Here is a 19,093-nt window from a genome sequence, read left to right on the forward strand (position 1 = left end):
GAAATGAGCATGAATACAAGACTTGCGAAAGATAACATTCTTGGGCGCCTAAAACAGGCAAAGCGAACCCCCAAAACAGCCGAAGAGATGGCGTTTTTTCCTTGGGGTAGTCACCCAGATATTACGGCAGATGATAAAGCCCAACGCTTCTTTGACATGATGACAGCAAACCACGCCGATGTTCGAGTCACCACAAGAGCGGAATTAAGCCCTACTTTACAATCCGTTATGGAGCAATATCAATTTCAGAACATCGCAATTGGCACGGCTGGTGAATACATCAACGATTTTGAAGTCGCCACCAGCACACGAAACGTTACCACATTCAATAAAGAAATTGAGCAATGGAAATCTGAACTGTTTAACGATATTGATGTAGGTATCACACACACCCTTGGAGGTATCGCTGATACTGGTGCTTTGATACTTTGGCCTACAGAGCATGAGCCTAGAACACTATCGCTAGTGCCTCCGAGCCACATTGCTGTCGTTAAGAAATCAGCATTGTATGGTCATTTCTTGCAGGTGATGCAAGAGAACAACTGGAATCATTACATGCCGACAAACGCGCTATTAATATCTGGCCCTTCGAAAACTGCAGATATCCAACAAACGCTCGCCTATGGCGCACACGGACCAAGCCAGCTGATCGTGTTACTGCTGGAAGACGAATAAGAATAAAGGACACTGGAATGAGCCATGTAGACGCTAAGACACAACAAGAACTCAATAGCAAAGAACAACGCTACTCAGTAGTAAAACAGCAACTCGCCACCAAAATTGATAGCGAACGCATCATCACAGACGATGCACAACGTCTGGCTTATGGTACCGATGCCAGTTTCTATCGACTAATTCCTCAGATCGTTCTAAGACTCAAAGATCTCGATGAGGTGGTGTTCGCTATCCAATGCTGCAAAGAACACAACGTCCCTTTCACGTTTCGTGCGGCAGGGACTAGCCTTTCAGGGCAAGCGGTATCAGACTCCGTATTGATTGCTCTTACTGACGACTGGCGCGGTCATGCCATTATCAATGATGGCGCACAAATAAAACTGCAACCTGGTGTCATTGGCGCTGATGCGAATAAATATCTACTGCCTTTCCAACGAAAAATCGGGCCAGATCCAGCGTCGATCAATACGTGTAAAATCGGCGGAATTGCAGCTAATAATGCCAGCGGCATGTGTTGTGGTACGGCACAAAACTCATATCGTACTGTTGAAAGCATGAAATTAGTGTTCGCAGATGGCTCAATTTTGGATACGGGGAGTCAACAAAGTATTGAGAGTTTTAAACAGACCAACCCGAGTTTGATTGAAGGACTCAAAACATTAGCCGAAGAAACGCAAGCCAATAACGAACTGGCTAGTAAGATTGCCCACAAGTATCGATTAAAAAACACCACTGGATACGCTTTAAACGCACTCGTCGATTATTCTGATCCTATCGAAGTCCTTGAGCACCTTATGATTGGTTCAGAAGGTACATTAGGTTTCATTGCTGAAATTACTTACAACACTGTTGTAGAACATGAGTTCAAAGCCTCTACTTTGCTGGTCTTCTCTAACATTGAAGAAGCAAGCCAAGCTGTGACAACGCTATCGAGTACCCCAGTCGCTGCCGTGGAGATGATGGATGGTCGAGCGCTGCGCTCAGTAGCCGACAAACCGGGTATGCCAAGCTTTATTCAGCAACTCGACCTAGAAGCAACCGCTCTGCTTATCGAAGTCCACGCCTCAGACAAAACCACACTGGATGCTCACACTACGAAAGTGATGGCATCACTTTCGGATTACACCATTATTGAGTCGGTGCCATTTACCCTTGACCCGAGTACTGTCGCAACGCTCTGGGGTATTCGCAAAGGCATGTTCCCTGCTGTTGGTGCTGTGCGTGAAGTGGGTACCACCGTCATTATTGAGGACGTTGCATTCCCAGTAGAAAATTTGGCCGCTGGAGTTCGAGATCTACAGCAACTGTTTGACAAATATCAGTACGATGAAGCCATCATCTTTGGCCATGCGCTTGAAGGCAACTTGCACTTTGTCTTCACTCAAGGTTTCGATAGTCAATCGGAAATCGAACGCTACGGTGGCTTTATGGATGATGTGGCTGATTTAGTCGCAGTAAAGTATCAAGGTTCATTAAAAGCCGAGCACGGTACAGGGCGAAACATGGCGCCTTACGTCGAGCTTGAATGGGGAGAAGAAGGCTATGCCTTAATGCAACGCATCAAGACCTTGTTCGATCCTCAAGGATTATTGAATCCGGGCGTCATTATCAATGACAACCCACATTCGCACATCGAAAACCTCAAACCTATGCCCGCGGCCGACGATATTGTTGATCGTTGCATCGAGTGTGGCTTCTGCGAACCCGTATGCCCATCACGTACCCTCACCCTTTCTCCTAGACAACGTATTGTTCTATTCCGGGAGCTGCAACGTCGCCGAGCCAATGGCGAATCAACTCAAGCTAGCGAGCTAGAAAAGGTATTTGAGTATCAAGGCTTGGATACCTGTGCAGCAACTGGTTTATGTGCTGATCGTTGTCCCGTCGGTATCAATACAGGGGAATTGGTGAAGAAGCTGCGAGCTCCTAAGTATGAGAAGTTTCGACCCATCGCAAAATGGACAGCTGATCATTTTAGTGCGACAACCACTATCGCAAGGTTTGGCCTTAAGAGCGGTCACGTAGCCTCTAATCTCCTTGGGGCGCAACGAGTGGCGAATATCGCCAGAGGAATGCGCTCAATCACTAAAGACGCCACACCTGCATGGCTCGCAGAGACACCAAACGGAAGTCACTTCGATCTTGAAAAGGCGCTCGATGACAAGCCAGCAGCAAACTCAACAATAAAGAAAGTCGTATATCTCCCATCGTGTGCAAGTCGCAATATGCAAACTCAACCCGCAGCAAGGGATCAACGCTCGCTAGAAGAGGTGACACTGTCACTTATTTCAAAGGCTGGATTTGAATTGGTTACGCCTAAAAAACTGAGTGACCAATGTTGCGGTATGCCCTACGACAGTAAAGGCATGGTGGATATAGCAAAACAAAAGAGTCTTCAACTTGAAGACGCGTTATGGGAAGCCAGCAAAAACGGTACATACCCTATTCTCATGGACACCAGCCCATGCGCAAAACGCAGTATTGAGCAATTCACCAAACCCATGACCATTGTTGAGCCAGTCAAGTTTACCCACGATTACTTGTTAAATACTTTGGCATTGGCACCGATAGACGAAACTGTGATGCTTCATGTTACCTGCAGTTCTAGACGTATGGGTTTAGAGCAATCAATGTTGAATCTCGCTAAGGCTTGCGCCAGCGATGTGGTGTTACCCGAACACATTCAATGTTGTGGCTGGGCAGGAGACAAAGGTTTTACCACTCCAGAGCTAAATGAAGCAGCGGTTGCTCCGCTTAAGCAACAAGTTCCAAGTGGATGCACACGAGGCTTTAGCAATAGTATTACTTGTGAAATTGGCTTGTCTCATCACAGCGGTATTCCTTATCAATCCATCCTCTATTTGGTGGATGAAGTTGCCCAAACTAAATAGCAAAACGCCCCTCACTAATGAGGGGCGTTTTTTTAATTATATTCCACACGCCAACTATGCATAGCGCATGTCCAAAGACGTCAAAGTGCATGAGCACACCTTGTTTCGCCCTGACTCTTTAGCTTCATAAAGCGCTTTATCCGCTCGCCCAACCAATGAATCCCATGATTCATCATCGACAAGCTGAGCAACACCAAAACTGCAACTAATAGAAAATTCTTCACCCTTGATGTTTCCGTACTTTTCGACTCGAAGGCGTAGTTGTTCAGCTAATGCTCGAGCTTGATGCAAATCCATGTCGTAAAGCACCACCATAATTTCATCCCCACCAAATCGAAACGTCGTATTGCCACCATTTAACGAATCTTGAATGATATCTGATACTTTGCGAATTACTTTGTCTCCTGCGATATGTCCGTATCTGTCATTGATCATCTTGAAGAAATCAATATCAAGCATAATGACACTCACATTGGTTCCCCGAGCAAGCTGTTTTGGTAAATCTTCTTCAATGTAAACTTCAAGAGCTCGTCTATTACCGAGCTGAGTTAAGGGGTCAAAATAAGAAAGCGCGTTAATAGCTTTCACTTGTCTGCCATTGATCATCCACAACATACTGAAGCTAATAGAAACGATGAGAAAAATGCTAAGTAAGAAAGCCATCGAGTGTACAAACCCAGCGTCCATAAACTGCACGATTGCCTCCCCCGAAATGGCGTAGTAACTTCGATAAACCATGAAGCTGCCATACAGCACAAACGTCAACACCATGGTTCTTACTGCCAGAGGTAAGTCTTGTTGCTTTCCGACTGACATAACTCTCGCCGACACCAGAGTAACTAAAGCTAAATAGCTCGTTATAGCCACAATTCGGTTCTCAATAGATGCTTGGTAATAGGTAAAATAAACAAAAGACAAAAACACCAAGGGAATCGTCGTCATACACCAATAAGAGTATTGCAGCTTGGATTGCCTAAACTCACATAGGCTATGCAGTATCATTTGAAATGCACAGGCAATCAGCATGTTAGCCGTAATGACCGTGAGAAACTCGGGCAAAAGCCCACGAAAGCTTATCAAAAGCGGTCCCGTTCCCATTACCAACAAAGCCAATGAAAACATAGTCAAACCCGCAACCTTTTGCTGAGAACGTTGATAGAGCAGAAGCCCGATACAGTAGACGCAACTAAAAAGTATAATGATAAAATTAAGCGTCCTCATATCGAGAGAAAACGCATCCATAACCACCGCCCGAAGTACTATTCCTTATCAATTAACAACAATTCATTCATCAAACAAATTGAATATACTCAGGGATACTAGAATAAATAGGCCGGTTTTGTCTGTGACTCATAGGAAATGAGATCCACCTCACTAATAAAGATGTCATTAGATTGATCAAGTTATCGCTTCGACTTTCGACACGGTATCCACTTTCAGCCGAAATTGCAGAATCCTTTCACTATTCGCACGCAGTATTTACTTGGCTTGCACGTTATTGACAACCGTCTTAGGCATCTAGGGTTGAATAGGCGGCGATTAAATGAAGAGGGAACCTACCTTCTCGATATTGCAGGGGTTAAACAAATAATGAACTTTACACAACAGGATACCGAAGCACTTTATCGGGTCTGGATGTCTCAAAAGGCAAAGATGCATATCACGCAAATGGAAGTGGCTAAACGTTTGAATTTGAGTCAACTTGAACTATCCAACCGCCTTAACGGAAATGTGCCACTAGATACCACTTTTATAGACCGATTTTGTAAGCTACTGCACATTGATCCAACTTACCACTTGCCATCTCTTCGCGGCTCAGTTGAGGCAGTGTCTAGCACTGATCGCCTTTATAATACGCGCCTCACAGTAGATGGCGACATCACTAACATTCGTGTCGATGGAAATCAAGTAACGATAGAGTACCGTATCTAACTGTTATTTCATTGTTTCCACTACACTAATGTCCAGCCGTCTTCTGGCTGGAACAAGCACCGAAGGGGATCACTCCCCTTCAACCTGCTTAGTTAGAAACCTGAATTAGCATTATGGCTCACTAAGCAGCGCTACACATTCGTTGTATTTGGGTCGAGGTGTTTTCTTTTTCTTCACTACTACTTTCTCGGGCTTCGAAGCTTTTTTCGCGGGAATATACGGTTTCCAAGAAGCTAGCTCCGCACCACAGCCATCTCCGGGTGGAGGCGCATTTTGCGCTACGCATTGCTCATCCCCTTCTGGACAATGCAACCTTACGTGAAAATGGTAATAGTGCCCCCACCATGGCCGTACCTTTCGCAGCCAGTCTCGTTCTTTCCATGACACTTCGCACAACTGCTTTTTGATTAGAGGGTGAACGAAAATTCTCGCGACACGATCGTCAACCGCCGCAACCTGAATCAATAATGAATGATTACTGGTCCATTTGTCCTTTTTGAAACGATACTTGTCGATGTCGACCACCGGATAGGGTTCTGGGTCTTGCAATTCTTGCTTTGAAAGTGGCTCATTAGGTAGTCGTAACCAGATATCGGCGTCCAGCCCAGTTTGATGACTGGCATGTCCTGATGTGAATCGCCCCCCTCGTGGCATGGCAATATCACCCACCAGAAGTTGCCCCATGCCCAGCCGATCGACCTTGCTAGCTAGATCGGTTAGGTAGCGGATCATATCTTGATGCCCGTAATAACGGTTACGCTGAGCACGAATGACCTGATACCCAGTGCCATCTAGAGAGAGCTCTTCTCCCCCAGCTAAACATCCGTTGGCGTAGCTGCCAATTGATGAGGAAGCGCCTTTACTAGGAACCGTAATTTCATCCCAAGAACGGTCAAGCGCATAACTGCTGATTGGTATTAGTAACGACAGCAACAGTCCATATTTCATCATCATGTTCCCCTGCATTCCATATGAAACTAGAACAGACCACTAAAAGCATAGTGTGAACCCGATACGATTGCCTGCTCACATTCGAGAATAAAGTAAATGAGAGAAAAGACTTGGCTCGTGATCTCAATCCGAGTAGTGGAGCGAATTTGATATACAGAAGTTGAAATGTTTCACAAATGTAAAGAAAAACAGCTTTATTGTGCTGGTTATTATTGAAGCCAAAAGAGTAACGCGCTAAAAATAAGGAACTCAATTGCCCTAATGACAATTGAGTAACTGTATAAGTCGTCATTCCTTTTTTGAGGCTGCCACCTTTTTCGGGAGTGACGACTTTGCTCTTCCTACCAATGAACCCCTTTAACTAAAACGCGCCACATAATCAATAACTCTGCTGCGATACTCTCGCTTCATGGACTCATCAATAAAACTTGCGTCAATGGCATTAATTGTCAATTGCGCCAGTTCTTGGTGGGTCATATCGTGCGCTTCACTTACCGCTTTGAAATTGTCTGTCATATAACCACCAAAATAAGCAGGGTCGTCTGAGTTAATAGTAACCGCGACACCTTTGCGAAGTAGGCTCACAATATTGTGCTGCGACATATCATCAAATACACACAGCTTGATGTTTGATAGTGGACAGACGGTTAACGGCATTTTCGTCTCAATAAGACGCGCAACGAGTTCGTCACTTTCCACACAGCGAACACCATGGTCAACCCGGCTTACGCCTAATAGCTCTATGGCATCAACGATGTTCTGAGCAGGCCCCTCTTCTCCAGCATGCGCAACAGTCAAAAAGCCATGTTCTTTAGCCATTTTAAACACACGTGCGAACTTCTCTGGTGGATGGCCTTGCTCAGAAGAATCCAACCCCACCCCTACAATCAGATCTTTGTGTGGCAAAGCTTGTTTGAGCGTCTCGATGGCAGAATCTTCAGAAAGATGCCTTAAAAAGCACATAATGATTTGTGAGGTAATACCCAGTGTCGTTTCACCGTCTTGCAGTGCACGGTGAATACCTTTAATCACCGTCTCAAAGGCTATCCCTCTCTCTGTATGTGTTTGAGGATCAAAGAAGATCTCGGTATGAATAACATTATCTGCTTTACAGCGCTCCAAATAGGCCCATGTTAAGTCGTAAAAATCTTGCTCGCTAATAAGAGCATTCGCACCTTGATAATAGATATCGAGAAACGACTGCAAATCTTCAAAGTCGTAGGCCGTGCGCAGTGCTTCAGGTGAGGCATAAGGAAGTGAGATACCATTTCGTTGTGCTAGTTTAAACAGAAGCTCTGGCTCTAATGAGCCTTCGATATGGAGGTGCAACTCTACTTTGGGAAGATCTTGAATAAATGCGTTCATATTCCACCTATTATGATTGTTGTGGGTGCACTTACTCTAAGTATAGGAATAATTTGAGGTAATTTTCGAACGCCAATACAAAGAGCAAGACACTAATGTGATCTTGGCTCTTCGTAATCAGCACTTTGCGGGAGCTGGTAGAGACCCCCAAACCATATCATTGGGGTTATACGAAGCAAACGATTGGTATTGTACACGACCGTCACTTACGTTCAATAGTCGCGACGGACAAACAAAAACGGTGTCACATTGGACACCGTTTTTCATCAACTTGCTACCAATGAGCTTAGTCTTCAAAGCTGCCCGTTGTTGCCAGTTCTTTGAACCACAAACCGTGTTTTTTCGGAATTCGGTCACCCGTTTCTAAATCCAAACGATAGAAGCCATATCGACGCTTAAACGAGTTTAACCAAGACCAGTTATCGATGAATGTCCACTGATGAACACCAAAACAGTTTGAACCTTCTTGGATTGCTCTGTGCAGCTGAACTAAGTGCTCTTTCATCAACCCTGTGCGGAATGAATCGTCAATCAGTCCATCCTCACCCGGTTCACCTTCTGACTCGACGTCCATAGCAATGCCGATTTCAGCTAAATACCATGGGATATTACCGTAGTTTTCCTGAACATTTTTAGCAATATCATAAACGGCAGTTGGTAAAATCTCGTTATTATCACGATAAGGATTAAATCGGCCTTCTGGATTCACATAGTTCTCAAAATAAACTTCTGGCGTAAAGTAATCCAAGTCATAGCTCGCTTCACGTGCTTTCACGCGACGTGGAACGTAGTAGTTCACACCTAAGAACTCAACTTTTGCTGACGTGATCTGTTCTATCTCTTCCGGCGTCGTTTCCGGCGTGACGCCCTGTTCCGCCAGAACTTCACAAAGCTCTTTCGGAATCTCATTTTTAACCATAGGATCAAGGAAACTGCGGTTAAACAGTAGGTCGGCATACCATGCCGCTTTCTTGTCTTCTTCGCTGTCATTGCGCGTATAGGACGGCGTCAGGTTAAGCACGATACCAATCTTTGAGTTCTCAAGTTCCAGCGCATTGAAGCGATGAACTGCTTTTGCATGAGCAAGAATGATATTAAACGCGACTTGCACCGCCAACTTGCCATCTTTCTTACATGGATAATGGAAGTCATACAGATAGCCGCCTTCTACCGGAACAATAGGCTCATTAAACGTGATCCAGTACTTCACTTTATGACCGAACAGTTTGAACGCTGTCTCGGCATAATCGGCAAACATATCGACCACTTTTTTCGATTCAAAACCACCGAATTTCTCTTGCAGCTCAGCAGGCATATCGAAGTGATATAGGTTCATCATTGGCTCGATGCCATTAGCGATCATTTCATCTAAGTAGTTGTTATAAAATGCCACTGCGTCCTGACATACTTCGCCCGTTTCATAATCTTTGATCAGTCGAGACCACTGAATAGAAGTTCGGAACGAGTTAAAACCAACCTTCTTCATGTTCTGAACATCTTCTTGGTATCTGTGATACGTATCCGTCACAGTCTCTGAGCTAATTCCACGGTAAAAACGCTCAGGGCTCTTTTGATGCCAAAGATCCCAAATAGAGTCGTTTGCTTTATTGGTAGAGCCTTCTGTCTGAATGCCAGACGCAGCTGCGCCCCACATAAAGTTCTGTGGAAAAGTGTACTTAGTCATGTTGCTAACCTTGTGTATTCAAAAAATGTTTCAATGCCCCAATCAAATTGGCATCGTTGCCAAATTGGGTCAGTTTTGGATTTGGACGGACTTTCGCTATAGGGTGTTGCGCCAATATGGCATCCAGCTTTTGATTAAGCTTGTCGATCAAACCCGAACTGCGACTGATAGCACCACCTAAAAGGATGTATTGCGGATCTACTGAGTATTGGACATTGATAAGTACGGTTGCCAAGTCAAAATACCATTGCTCAACGGCAGCGATAACTGCCTCATCACCTTGTTCGTAAAACTCAAAAACTTTAAGGCCATCTAACTCTTTTGGTGATATCTCTTTAGCGCGAGCGGTTTGTTCAATGATGCCCCGCGTTGAGGCCAAATCAGAGTATGTTAATGGTTTCCCTTGTTCAAAACGCAAAATGCTATAGCCGAACTCTCCACCATGAAGATGATGTCCTTTTAGGATATGACCTGATTTGACAATGGCGCCGCCGACACCAGAGCCTAGTACCAACAAACAAAAGTCGTTTGACTCACTGGCTGCGCCTAACCAATCTTCTGCTAGTGCAGCGCAACAACCATCATTCTCAAGCTCTGTCGGTAGCCCAAAGCGTTCTTGGTATAGCGACTTAACATCAAAACCATGGATGTAATCGAGTGCACTTGAGCCTTCGATCACACCCGTTTCAACGTTCACAGCGCCACAAGTGCTAACAGCTATACCTGCTATCGCGTAATCGTGTTTCAGCTGTTCCAACTTCGGAGCTAAAGAGTCTAACCAAGCGTTATAAGACGCTACTCGGCTTGGCAAAGAGAAGCGTTCGAAAATCTTTGCTTCCTGATTCATTACCGCACACTTTACCGATGTGCCTCCAAAATCTAAGACCAGATAGTAACGTTCAGTCATCGACGTATTTTTCCTGTCAGACTATGATAAAGAGTGTAAGAACGCAGCGCCGCGTACACCGGAAGAGTCACCATGAACACTCTTCACTACCTTGGTTTTTACCGATTTAGTAAACGTATACTGAGATAGCTTATCTTGGACCAGAGGATAGATTTCATCGACATTAGACATTCCACCGCCTAGTACTATTACCTCGGGATCAACAAAATTCACCACGTTAGCGAGTGTCCTTGCTAACTGGTCACAGTAGAGCTCCAAGTGCGCAATGGCTCTGCGATCACCCGATGCATGTAACGCCATGATTTGCTTCGAATCTGCTGGCGAATGCTTTTCTGAGAAGGTGCGACCAAACCCAGTACCGGAAACAAACGACTCAGCACAGTTCATCGACCCGCAATAACATTTAACCGGTTGACCATCAATTTCTGGACTGTAGTTAGGCAGTGGATTATGGCCGATTTCGCCACCTAATCGATTTAGCCCCGTGACAATGCCGTTATTGATAATAACGCCTGAACCGCAGCCAGTACCTATGATTACGGCAACACAAGAGTGCTTGGCCTCCTTGGCAGCCCCATCCTTAAACTCCGATAGCGCCAAACAGTCAGCGTCATTAGCAATGGCAACTGGTACATCGATTTGTCTTTGAATGTCACCGATAAAGTCATGGCCGTTTAGCACAGTGACATTCGCGCCTTGCATTAGCCCGTCATTACCGACTGAGCCACAACATCCAATACCAATAGATTCTATTTCACCCTTCTCTGATACTGTGTTAATTACTGACATCACAGACGCGAGAAAGCCTTCATACGAACCAGTCTCTGTCGGTTCACGATGCTTCACAATGGTTTGATAACTAGCAGAATCGAGTGCAACACCTTCAATTTTAGTGCCGCCAATGTCCAGTCCTACGATCATGATGGATTCTCTCTAAAGTAGATTGCGCCGAATTAAACCCAGCGATTTACTTTACTTAATCAAATTTCATTGCGGATCTAAAGCACGTGTCTGTTAAAACCTCGGCGTCGTCACAAAAACTATATACTTTTCATTTTTAAAACTATATAGATATTACCAAGACATACTCATTCGAAGTTATTGAACGACTCTTTCATTTTTTCCCCCTCTAGATTGTTTCATTACCCGCCTATAGTTGATATCAACAAAGGAGGTCAGCGATGACACTGGTTAGAACAATTGAACAAGTCATTCCATCTCATGCCACATCAGATGGTGATGGTGTAAAAATTCGCCGAGTACACGGCTTCGATAATGCGGCATTTTCACCGTTTTTAATGATCGATGAGCTTAAGTCCGATGACAAAAAAGACTATGTGGGCGGCTTTCCTCCGCATCCACATAGAGGTATAGAAACGCTAACCTATATGATGAAAGGTCACTTTCAGCATAAAGATCACATGGGCAACGTAGGCGAATTACGCTCAGGCGGAGCACAATGGATGGCAGCAGGTCGAGGTGTTATCCATAGTGAAATGCCAATCATGGAGGAAGGTGACCTACACGGATTTCAAATTTGGATCAATCAGCCAGCCAAAAATAAAATGACACCGGCGCAATACCATGACTTTCAACCAGAGACCATTACTGAATATGAACAACAAGGGAGTGGCTTAATTCGTCTACTCTCCGGTGAAATCAGGGTAAATGGCTCCCTACTCGCTGGGCCACTGACGAAAACTGGAGTCCCTGCAACAGTGGCGGACTGGCGCAGCAATCGAGGAGATTCGGTAAGACTAAACGTCCCTTCAGAACACAATATGATGCTTTACGTTTACAAAGGAGCTGTGAGTGTTGCGGATAAAAGTTTGAAAGAAGGCGAACTTGCACTAGTTTCAAAAGGAGAAGCAATGGAGATGACAGCGAGTTCCGAGTCCGGGGTATTAGTCTTTGTTGGTGAGCCAATAAATGAACCCGTCGTTCACTACGGACCTTTTGTCATGAATAGCATGCAAGAGATTCAACAGGCGATTAATGATTATAATTCAGGCGTATTCGATACTTACTAACCAATCCGAGTTGAAGATTTTAATTTGACACCCCAATCCACTGCCTGTGTGTCACGCATCGACGAGATCGTCGATGCGTTCTTTTTTCTGACGCATTTTAATATCGAGCCAGACGCAGCGATACTGGTGCTTTACATTGTAAATCTCTATAGATATTCACACAGGTATGCAGTCGCTTGTTCCACTTTTAGATCAAAGCTAGAGTCACCAGCCACATTAAAATGTTCACCCGACGAATACGTCTTCCATTCTTCTTCTCCAGCAAGGCGCACTGTTAACGCTCCTTTCACTACCGTCATTTTTTCAGGGGCAGCCGTCCCAAACGTGTATTCACCTGCAGCCATCACACCAACACTGCTGTCGCCATCTGCTTGAGTAAAACCCAGTGATTTCACAGAGCCTTCGAAATAGGTGTTTTCTTTAATCATCTTTTTTGACTTCCTTGTTAGTTAATCATCGTAAAAGCATGGTTTTACCTCACAAATTGCCGTAAAACAAGAGAATGATCAATTGCTAAGATCAATTGGTATAAACGAGTAACATGATTTAACAAGGTTTTGATATGTCGGACAAAGCAACTCGAGTACCCACTCATCGCATAAGTCGCTTAGGCAAGTTGGCGTCTTTGGCCACACGTGTGACGGGAGCAATGGTGACGGAAGGCGCAAAACAATTAGCTCAAGGCAAGCGCCCTGTCGCAAAGGATTTATTGCTCACCCCTGGCAATATCAAGCGAGTGGCCGACCAACTAGCGCATTTGCGAGGAGCAGCAATGAAAGTAGGACAGCTCATGTCTATGGACGCAGGCGACCTCATTAGTCCTGAGCTTGCAGAAATTCTTGCTCGCTTACGATCCGACGCTTCCCCGATGCCCGCCAAGCAACTTGCAGCTGTGCTAACTCAAGAGCTAGGGAGCGACTGGAAACATAATTTTGTTGAGTTTAATTTTAAACCTATAGCCAGTGCCTCTATAGGCCAAGTTCATCAGGCTCACTCTGATGATGGCACTAAATTGGCTATCAAGGTTCAATATCCAGGCATCAAAAAAAGCATCGATAGTGATGTCGACAACGTAGGTACACTGCTCAATGTCGTCGGTTTGATCCCGAAAGGCGTCGATTATCGTGGCTTACTTGAAGAAGCAAAAAAACAGCTTCATGCTGAAGCGGACTATCTTCTTGAAGCTGAGCTTCTAGAGCGCTATCGCGACTATCTAGGTGACGACCCAGATTTTATCTTACCCACAGTGCAAAGAAACCTCACCACTGATAATGTACTGGCTATGACTCATGTATCAGGCATGCCCATCGAGTCTCTTATCAATGCAAACCAAAACACTCGAGACCGAGCAATGCGGCTACTGTTGCAATTGCTTTTCAAAGAGATATTTGAATTTAAATTGGTCCAAACTGACCCAAACTTTGCCAACTTTCTGTTTAACTCGGAGCAACAAAAAATCGTATTACTCGATTTTGGAGCTACTCGAAGCTACAGCGACAATATCAGCAACGGATATCGCCATGCGTTCAGTGCGATTTTAGATGCCGATACAAAACGACTGGACGCTGCGTTACAGCAGATTGGTTTTTTCAATCAAGACATTCTTCCAGAGCAGAAAAGTGCAATCTTTGACCTCGTCACCTTAGCTTGTGAACCGTTGATGACATCTGGCCTCTATGATTTTGGTTCTAGTAATTTAGCGCAGCGCTTGAGTCAAGCTGGTACAGTGCTTAGCATGGAAAAAGACTACTGGCACACACCGCCTGCTGATGCTCTATTTTTGCACCGTAAAATTGGTGGACTCTATCTGTTAGCGGCCAGATTAAAAGCAAAGGTAGACGTGCAAGACTTGTTTACGCCTTACATTCTCACCCAGCCTTAAAGTGCCAACTCACAAACAACAATGTGTTACAAACAATCGATACATTTATAAAACGGCACGTTTTATTCTTAAGTAATCGTCACAATTGCCGATACCATTTGAAAGCCCACAAGGAAGTGCTTGAATGACAAAACTAGGCAGAACATCCAGCAACAATGACTCGTTAGTATTAATTGTCATTTTGGTGATTTCGATTATGCTGGCATCTGCTTTGGGGTATGCTTTCTACACTAGCCATCAAAATCATATCTCGCCTAGCCGCGTGTATGGTAACTGGATAGAAATCGGAGCTCCCAAACAAAGCACCGAAATTTTGACCTTTACGGATTATGGAGCTTTGCGTAACCACAGATTGATAGCAACTTCTTTCGAATTTGATGGTCGAGTCGTCAAGTTGAAAACAGGCAGTGGTTTATGGGTTTATGAACGAGTGGGCACTCCTAGGTCACCGCAGTTACGCAGAATCTCCCCTGCTCTACCCCCACAACGATTCATTTTTGAAGGCTATGAACACACAGTACCGATGGATGGCTATAACCCAGGGCAAAATCGACGTTCAGCGCTTAGGGAACATTTCTCCACTAAATAGCCCTTTGGCAGCAGGTTCGGTAAACCTTTTTCTCCTAAACTACCTAAGCCTGTGAAAAACAATGTCTTTGCATTACATTATGACAGAACCCTGAATTACAACGCTTGATAGTTTACTATGATAGCGCCATTTACAATTGACCCAGCTTATAATATGAAGTTCACATCCATAAAAGAATCTAAGATTGCAGGCATGCTCTGTCTTGCAGCATTTGCTTCCCTAACATTCATCATTTCGCTGGTGTTTTTTCCTAGTCATCTAACATCCGTTGTTACAGAGGCAATTGGAGCGCTGATGCAAAACCTTACCTATTCTGCCGGGCATCAAGGTTTTCTGATTTCATTAGCTATACTCATGGGGCTTATTGCGTGGCATCGTCGTCAAGCGACTAACAATCTACACCTATTGATTCAGTTGGGATTACTGCTTGTTCTGAGTTTCGGAGCAAAAACCTTTCTTAAAGAATTTACTCAAAGCCCGCGACCTTACACAGAAACACTCGCTGAGCTTCATGCCATCGACTCACCACAGAGCTTCTACAATCTCACCGTTGATGAGAAAAATGACAGGATTCATCAAGTGGAAGAACAGGTTAGTGAATGGCGTACTAAGCACTGGATTGGAGAGACTGACTATTCGTTTCCATCAGGTCATACTATTTTCGTTTCTGTATGTGTGCTGTTTTTTGGGGGGCTTTTCGCAAGCCAAGGCCGTTATGTACTCGCTTCATTGGTCATAGTATGGGGCGTAGGCGTGGCAGCAAGCCGTTTGTGGTTAGGCATGCATAGACCTGTCGACCTTTTTGCTTCGATGTTCTTTGGGCTTATCCTCTATATCATCATACCTTCTCACTACCCCATACTCGACAAGGTGCTGTTCAAGATCAAAAATCGCTAGAGACTGCAATAAATTTCCATTATTATCGAAATACTGATTTTGGAGAGTGTTGTATGCAAATAGAAGTCGCTGCGAAAGCCCTAAAAGAACTTGGCCATGTTACTCGCTTGGCGATATACAGACAGGTTGTGAGAGCTGGACACAAAGGGACGCCTGTCGGTGAGATTCAAGATCGATTGAATATCCCAGGGTCTACGCTGTCACACCATATCTCAAGCCTAGCATCGGCAAACCTTATTCAACAGCGCCGAGAAGGAAGAACGTTATATTGCGTAGCCAACTATGAACACTTAGAAGGTGTGATTAGCTTCTTACAAGATGAATGTTGTATCGACGAATCTTGCTAAACCCTAACTCAAGGCCTTACGTTTACGTAAGGCCTTTCTTCTTATAATTAAGACTTCGCATCATTAGTCCTGACTTTACTTAGCGGTAATCCCCTTAGGTTCGTACAGTTTTACTACTACCACAGGGAGATGTGTCCATGCGAGCCTCAAAAGTGGCCGATTATTCCGGTCGAACACTTCTTATTCTGTTTATGGTGATAACGTTCAGTATCACTGCGATTGCTGTGTTATTAGTGGTCGATCATGAAGCAGAGAAAACCATTGCTAAACTTCAGTCCAATAGTGCAAAGACTGAAATCCAAGCGGCTAAGAACTTTATGGATCAGTTTTTTATCGCGACCGATATGCATATATCTCACCTAGTTGAAGAACCTGCCATTATCGCTGCAGTTAGCGGTGACGAATATCTAGGTGACCACCAGCATCACTCTCATAATGACCATTCTCATGGCACTAACACGACTCCGACTGGACCAGATGTATTCAAGCACCTCCATCAATTTCATCTCTCCAATGTTGAAGTGAAATTCTGTTTGTTTAACTCATCAGGAAGTGTTGTTTTTAACACACTTCCTCAAGAAGGACCGATTGAACAGCGACTAAAACTGCTAGAGGTTATCAAGTCTAATGCAACTAGAGAAACGGTTTACCTGCTGAAAGAACACAACAATCAGAAAATCATTAAGTTCTATAAGCCTATTTACGTTGACACCCAACTTCGAGGCGTTGTAGTAGGGGCGTTTCCGTACTTCAACGAAAGCTTTTTCAGTAAGCTAAGTAGTAATAACTCCCGTTGGTTTTCTTTGACACAACTCGGTTCTAATTGGCTAGAGACACCACCAGAGGGGAATTGGAAAACGGAGAGTATTCGGTTAGCGAAGTCCAATATCTCGTTAGTCTTTGGGATTAATAATGCAGCATCAGATTTACAGCGAGACGAACTACTTAGTAGCCTTGCTATTGCATTAGTCATAGCCCTTTTTACCAGTTCAATTATTGTCTACATGTTCGGACGTAAGATGATAATTAATCCGTTCCAAAAGCTTGAGCAATCTCGAGCGAAGTTAACACAGCAGACTGAATTACTAGCAATAAAAGAACGCGAGGCAAGACGTTTAGCCAACGTTGTTAAACACACACGTGACGCGGTGTTGATTACCGATAAGCAAGGTCGTATCGAATGGGTTAACCAAGCTTTTGAAACCATGACGGGGTTCATAAAGGAAGAAATTATAGGCATAAAACCCGGCACTCTTTTACAAGGTGAAGGTTCAAATACAGAAGCCATCGAGCAATTAAGAAAAGCGGTGCAAACTCACCGACCGACTAGAGTGGAGATACTTAATTTCTCAAGAACAAAGCAACCTTACTGGGTCGATATAGAGCTTTCGCCAGTATTTGACTCTCAAGGAGAGCTAGATAAGTTTATTGCGGTCGAACGCGACATCACCGCCACCAAACAGCTGCAAGAAAAGCTCGAAAATGCCGTCGTGGCGGCTGACTCGGCAAATATCGCCAAAACGCAGTTTCTCGCCACAATGAGTCATGAAATTCGTACGCCAATGAATGGAGTACTAGGCATGGTGCAAGTTATGCTGTCAGAGACAAATGATCAGCAACAAAAGGAAAATTTGTCACTTATTCTGGAGTCCGGCAATCACTTGATATCCATACTTAACGATATTCTAGATCTCACCAAAGTGGAACAAAACAAAATCGAGCTAGAAAACCGTCCTTTCACTATCGAACAAATAATTGCCCCATTACGTTCTACTTATAAAGCCGTATGCCAGGAGAAAGGAATTGACCTCAATATTGATTTCCATGTTGACTCTAAGATAACGTATCTTGGAGACCGTAGTCGCGTAAGACAGGTTTTATACAATTTACTTAACAATGCCATCAAATTTACCGAGCAAGGAGGAATAACTGTCAAAGTCACTCACAATGTTTCCCACCCTTCACTATTACACTTTTCCGTGCAAGATAGCGGCATCGGAATTGAGCCAAATGCGCTAGAGAGAATTTTCGAACCCTTTGTCCAAGCTGATGCTTCCACGACTCGACGATATGGTGGAACAGGACTCGGCCTAGCGATTGTTAAACAACTTATAGAGAAGATGGGCGGCACGATCCATGCGACCAGCAAAGTTGGTCAAGGAACGCGGTTTGACTTCCAGTTTGAACTTCCAATAACGTATGGTGAGCGCATTACATTAGTAGGCCACAAGGCACACCAAAGCCCCCCTCTCACAACGCAAAATATTCTCATTGTTGAAGACAATCATGTTAATGCTCTTGTCGCCCGTAAGTTATTAGAGTCAGAAGGACATACAACCAGCACCGTCACCAATGGTGCGATGGCATTGGAGGCGCTAAGTGAAAACAAATATGACCTTGTATTGATGGACAACCATATGCCAGTTATGGACGGTGTAGAAGCCTGTTCACGTATTCGAAGACAATTTGGAACTGATTTACTAATCTTTGGATGGACTGCTGATGTTTTCGCTGATTCAAAACAGGCGTTTATCGACGCTGGTGCTAATTGTGTTCTGCACAAACCACTTAAGAAAGACGAACTGTTTGATGCCATTATGCAATTTTCTGATACTCAAGAGCATAATCGCTATAAAGAATAACCGCGACAGATTGTAAATTGGACGAGTCTGAATGTTATGTAACGCCAGATATTCATTGATATAGGCTAATAGCAAAGGACTCATTATATCAATAATCCACATATAGCATGACATTCTGTCCTATTTATTACCTTTCAATATAAAAACAATATTATCAACAGGTGCATTTACCTCTCAAATCATGTGGTTATATTCACCTATAGAAAATTTAATTTGCATCACAAATATAACTCACCATTGGCTAAAAATAACGCAACTAGCACGTAAGGCATTATATTTAATGAGAAATATATCTATTAGT

The 19,093-nt window shown here is 44.1% G+C and carries 16 protein-coding genes and 1 riboswitch; of the genes, 9 read left to right on the forward strand and 7 right to left on the reverse strand.

Going from position 1 to position 19,093, the window contains the following annotated elements; all coding sequences use genetic code 11:
- Window positions 1-9 precede the first annotated feature (9 nt).
- Complete coding sequence (locus tag JKJ11_RS21030) at window positions 10-675, forward strand: LutC/YkgG family protein (protein WP_038227161.1); 666 nt, start codon at window positions 10-12, stop codon at window positions 673-675.
- 104 nt (window positions 676-779) lie between these two features.
- Entirely contained in the window at window positions 780-3,566 is a 2,787-nt protein-coding gene (locus tag JKJ11_RS21035; protein WP_503061278.1) for an FAD-binding and (Fe-S)-binding domain-containing protein, read from the forward strand.
- A 54-nt stretch (window positions 3,567-3,620) separates the two neighbouring features.
- Here JKJ11_RS21035 and JKJ11_RS21040 read toward each other — a convergent pair whose 3' ends face one another.
- Window positions 3,621-4,688, reverse strand: a complete 1,068-nt coding sequence (locus tag JKJ11_RS21040; RefSeq protein WP_242456592.1) for a GGDEF domain-containing protein — start codon at window positions 4,686-4,688, stop codon at window positions 3,621-3,623.
- Between the two features lie 468 nt (window positions 4,689-5,156).
- Between JKJ11_RS21040 and JKJ11_RS21045 the strand changes: the two genes are divergently transcribed.
- Window positions 5,157-5,498 (forward strand): helix-turn-helix domain-containing protein, encoded by a 342-nt coding sequence (locus JKJ11_RS21045; RefSeq protein ID WP_124941341.1) that lies wholly within the window; start codon window positions 5,157-5,159, stop codon window positions 5,496-5,498.
- 111 nt (window positions 5,499-5,609) lie between these two features.
- Here JKJ11_RS21045 and mepA read toward each other — a convergent pair whose 3' ends face one another.
- The 5 genes from mepA to JKJ11_RS21070 all read right to left on the reverse strand — a co-directional run bounded on the left by mepA (window position 5,610) and on the right by JKJ11_RS21070 (window position 11,326).
- The gene (gene mepA / locus JKJ11_RS21050) at window positions 5,610-6,446 is read right to left on the reverse strand and encodes a penicillin-insensitive murein endopeptidase (RefSeq protein ID WP_088879063.1); all 837 of its coding nucleotides are present in this window, start codon (window positions 6,444-6,446) and stop codon (window positions 5,610-5,612) included.
- Between the two features lie 360 nt (window positions 6,447-6,806).
- Complete coding sequence (locus tag JKJ11_RS21055; RefSeq protein WP_031493983.1) at window positions 6,807-7,814, reverse strand: adenosine deaminase; 1,008 nt, start codon at window positions 7,812-7,814, stop codon at window positions 6,807-6,809.
- A gap of 94 nt (window positions 7,815-7,908) precedes the next feature.
- Window positions 7,909-8,008, reverse strand: a riboswitch (purine riboswitch).
- Window positions 8,009-8,100: 92 nt separating this feature from the next.
- Window positions 8,101-9,498: a glycoside hydrolase family 1 protein gene (locus JKJ11_RS21060; protein WP_124941342.1), complete on the reverse strand. Its 1,398-nt coding sequence runs from the start codon at window positions 9,496-9,498 to the stop codon at window positions 8,101-8,103.
- 4 nt (window positions 9,499-9,502) lie between these two features.
- Window positions 9,503-10,405: an ROK family protein gene (locus JKJ11_RS21065; RefSeq protein WP_124941343.1), complete on the reverse strand. Its 903-nt coding sequence runs from the start codon at window positions 10,403-10,405 to the stop codon at window positions 9,503-9,505.
- 21 nt (window positions 10,406-10,426) lie between these two features.
- On the reverse strand, window positions 10,427-11,326 hold the full coding sequence (locus JKJ11_RS21070; protein WP_006074624.1) for an ROK family protein: 900 nt from the start codon (window positions 11,324-11,326) through the stop codon (window positions 10,427-10,429).
- Window positions 11,327-11,586: 260 nt separating this feature from the next.
- Here JKJ11_RS21070 and JKJ11_RS21075 point away from each other — a divergent pair, with 260 nt between their 5' ends.
- Window positions 11,587-12,435: a pirin family protein gene (locus tag JKJ11_RS21075; protein ID WP_006074623.1), complete on the forward strand. Its 849-nt coding sequence runs from the start codon at window positions 11,587-11,589 to the stop codon at window positions 12,433-12,435.
- Between the two features lie 146 nt (window positions 12,436-12,581).
- On the opposite strand, the gene ppnP is transcribed toward JKJ11_RS21075, so the two are convergent.
- Window positions 12,582-12,863 carry a pyrimidine/purine nucleoside phosphorylase gene (ppnP, locus tag JKJ11_RS21080; RefSeq protein ID WP_006074622.1) on the reverse strand — a complete coding sequence of 94 codons (282 nt, stop codon included), beginning with the start codon at window positions 12,861-12,863 and terminating at the stop codon, window positions 12,582-12,584.
- A gap of 134 nt (window positions 12,864-12,997) precedes the next feature.
- Here ppnP and JKJ11_RS21085 point away from each other — a divergent pair, with 134 nt between their 5' ends.
- The 5 genes from JKJ11_RS21085 to JKJ11_RS21105 all read left to right on the forward strand — a co-directional run bounded on the left by JKJ11_RS21085 (window position 12,998) and on the right by JKJ11_RS21105 (window position 18,792).
- Window positions 12,998-14,317, forward strand: a complete 1,320-nt coding sequence (locus tag JKJ11_RS21085) for an ABC1 kinase family protein (RefSeq protein WP_006074621.1) — start codon at window positions 12,998-13,000, stop codon at window positions 14,315-14,317.
- 196 nt (window positions 14,318-14,513) lie between these two features.
- Window positions 14,514-14,906: a DUF2850 domain-containing protein gene (locus JKJ11_RS21090; protein WP_050798655.1), complete on the forward strand. Its 393-nt coding sequence runs from the start codon at window positions 14,514-14,516 to the stop codon at window positions 14,904-14,906.
- A 117-nt stretch (window positions 14,907-15,023) separates the two neighbouring features.
- The gene (locus JKJ11_RS21095; RefSeq protein ID WP_252039951.1) at window positions 15,024-15,803 is read left to right on the forward strand and encodes a phosphatase PAP2 family protein; all 780 of its coding nucleotides are present in this window, start codon (window positions 15,024-15,026) and stop codon (window positions 15,801-15,803) included.
- A 53-nt stretch (window positions 15,804-15,856) separates the two neighbouring features.
- Entirely contained in the window at window positions 15,857-16,150 is a 294-nt protein-coding gene (locus JKJ11_RS21100) for an ArsR/SmtB family transcription factor (RefSeq protein ID WP_006074618.1), read from the forward strand.
- Window positions 16,151-16,287: 137 nt separating this feature from the next.
- Complete coding sequence (locus tag JKJ11_RS21105) at window positions 16,288-18,792, forward strand: PAS domain-containing hybrid sensor histidine kinase/response regulator (protein WP_252039952.1); 2,505 nt, start codon at window positions 16,288-16,290, stop codon at window positions 18,790-18,792.
- The last annotated feature ends 301 nt before the right edge of the window (window positions 18,793-19,093 follow it).

The organism is Vibrio sp. SCSIO 43133, from assembly GCF_023716845.1.
GTDB lineage: Bacteria > Pseudomonadota > Gammaproteobacteria > Enterobacterales > Vibrionaceae > Vibrio > Vibrio mediterranei.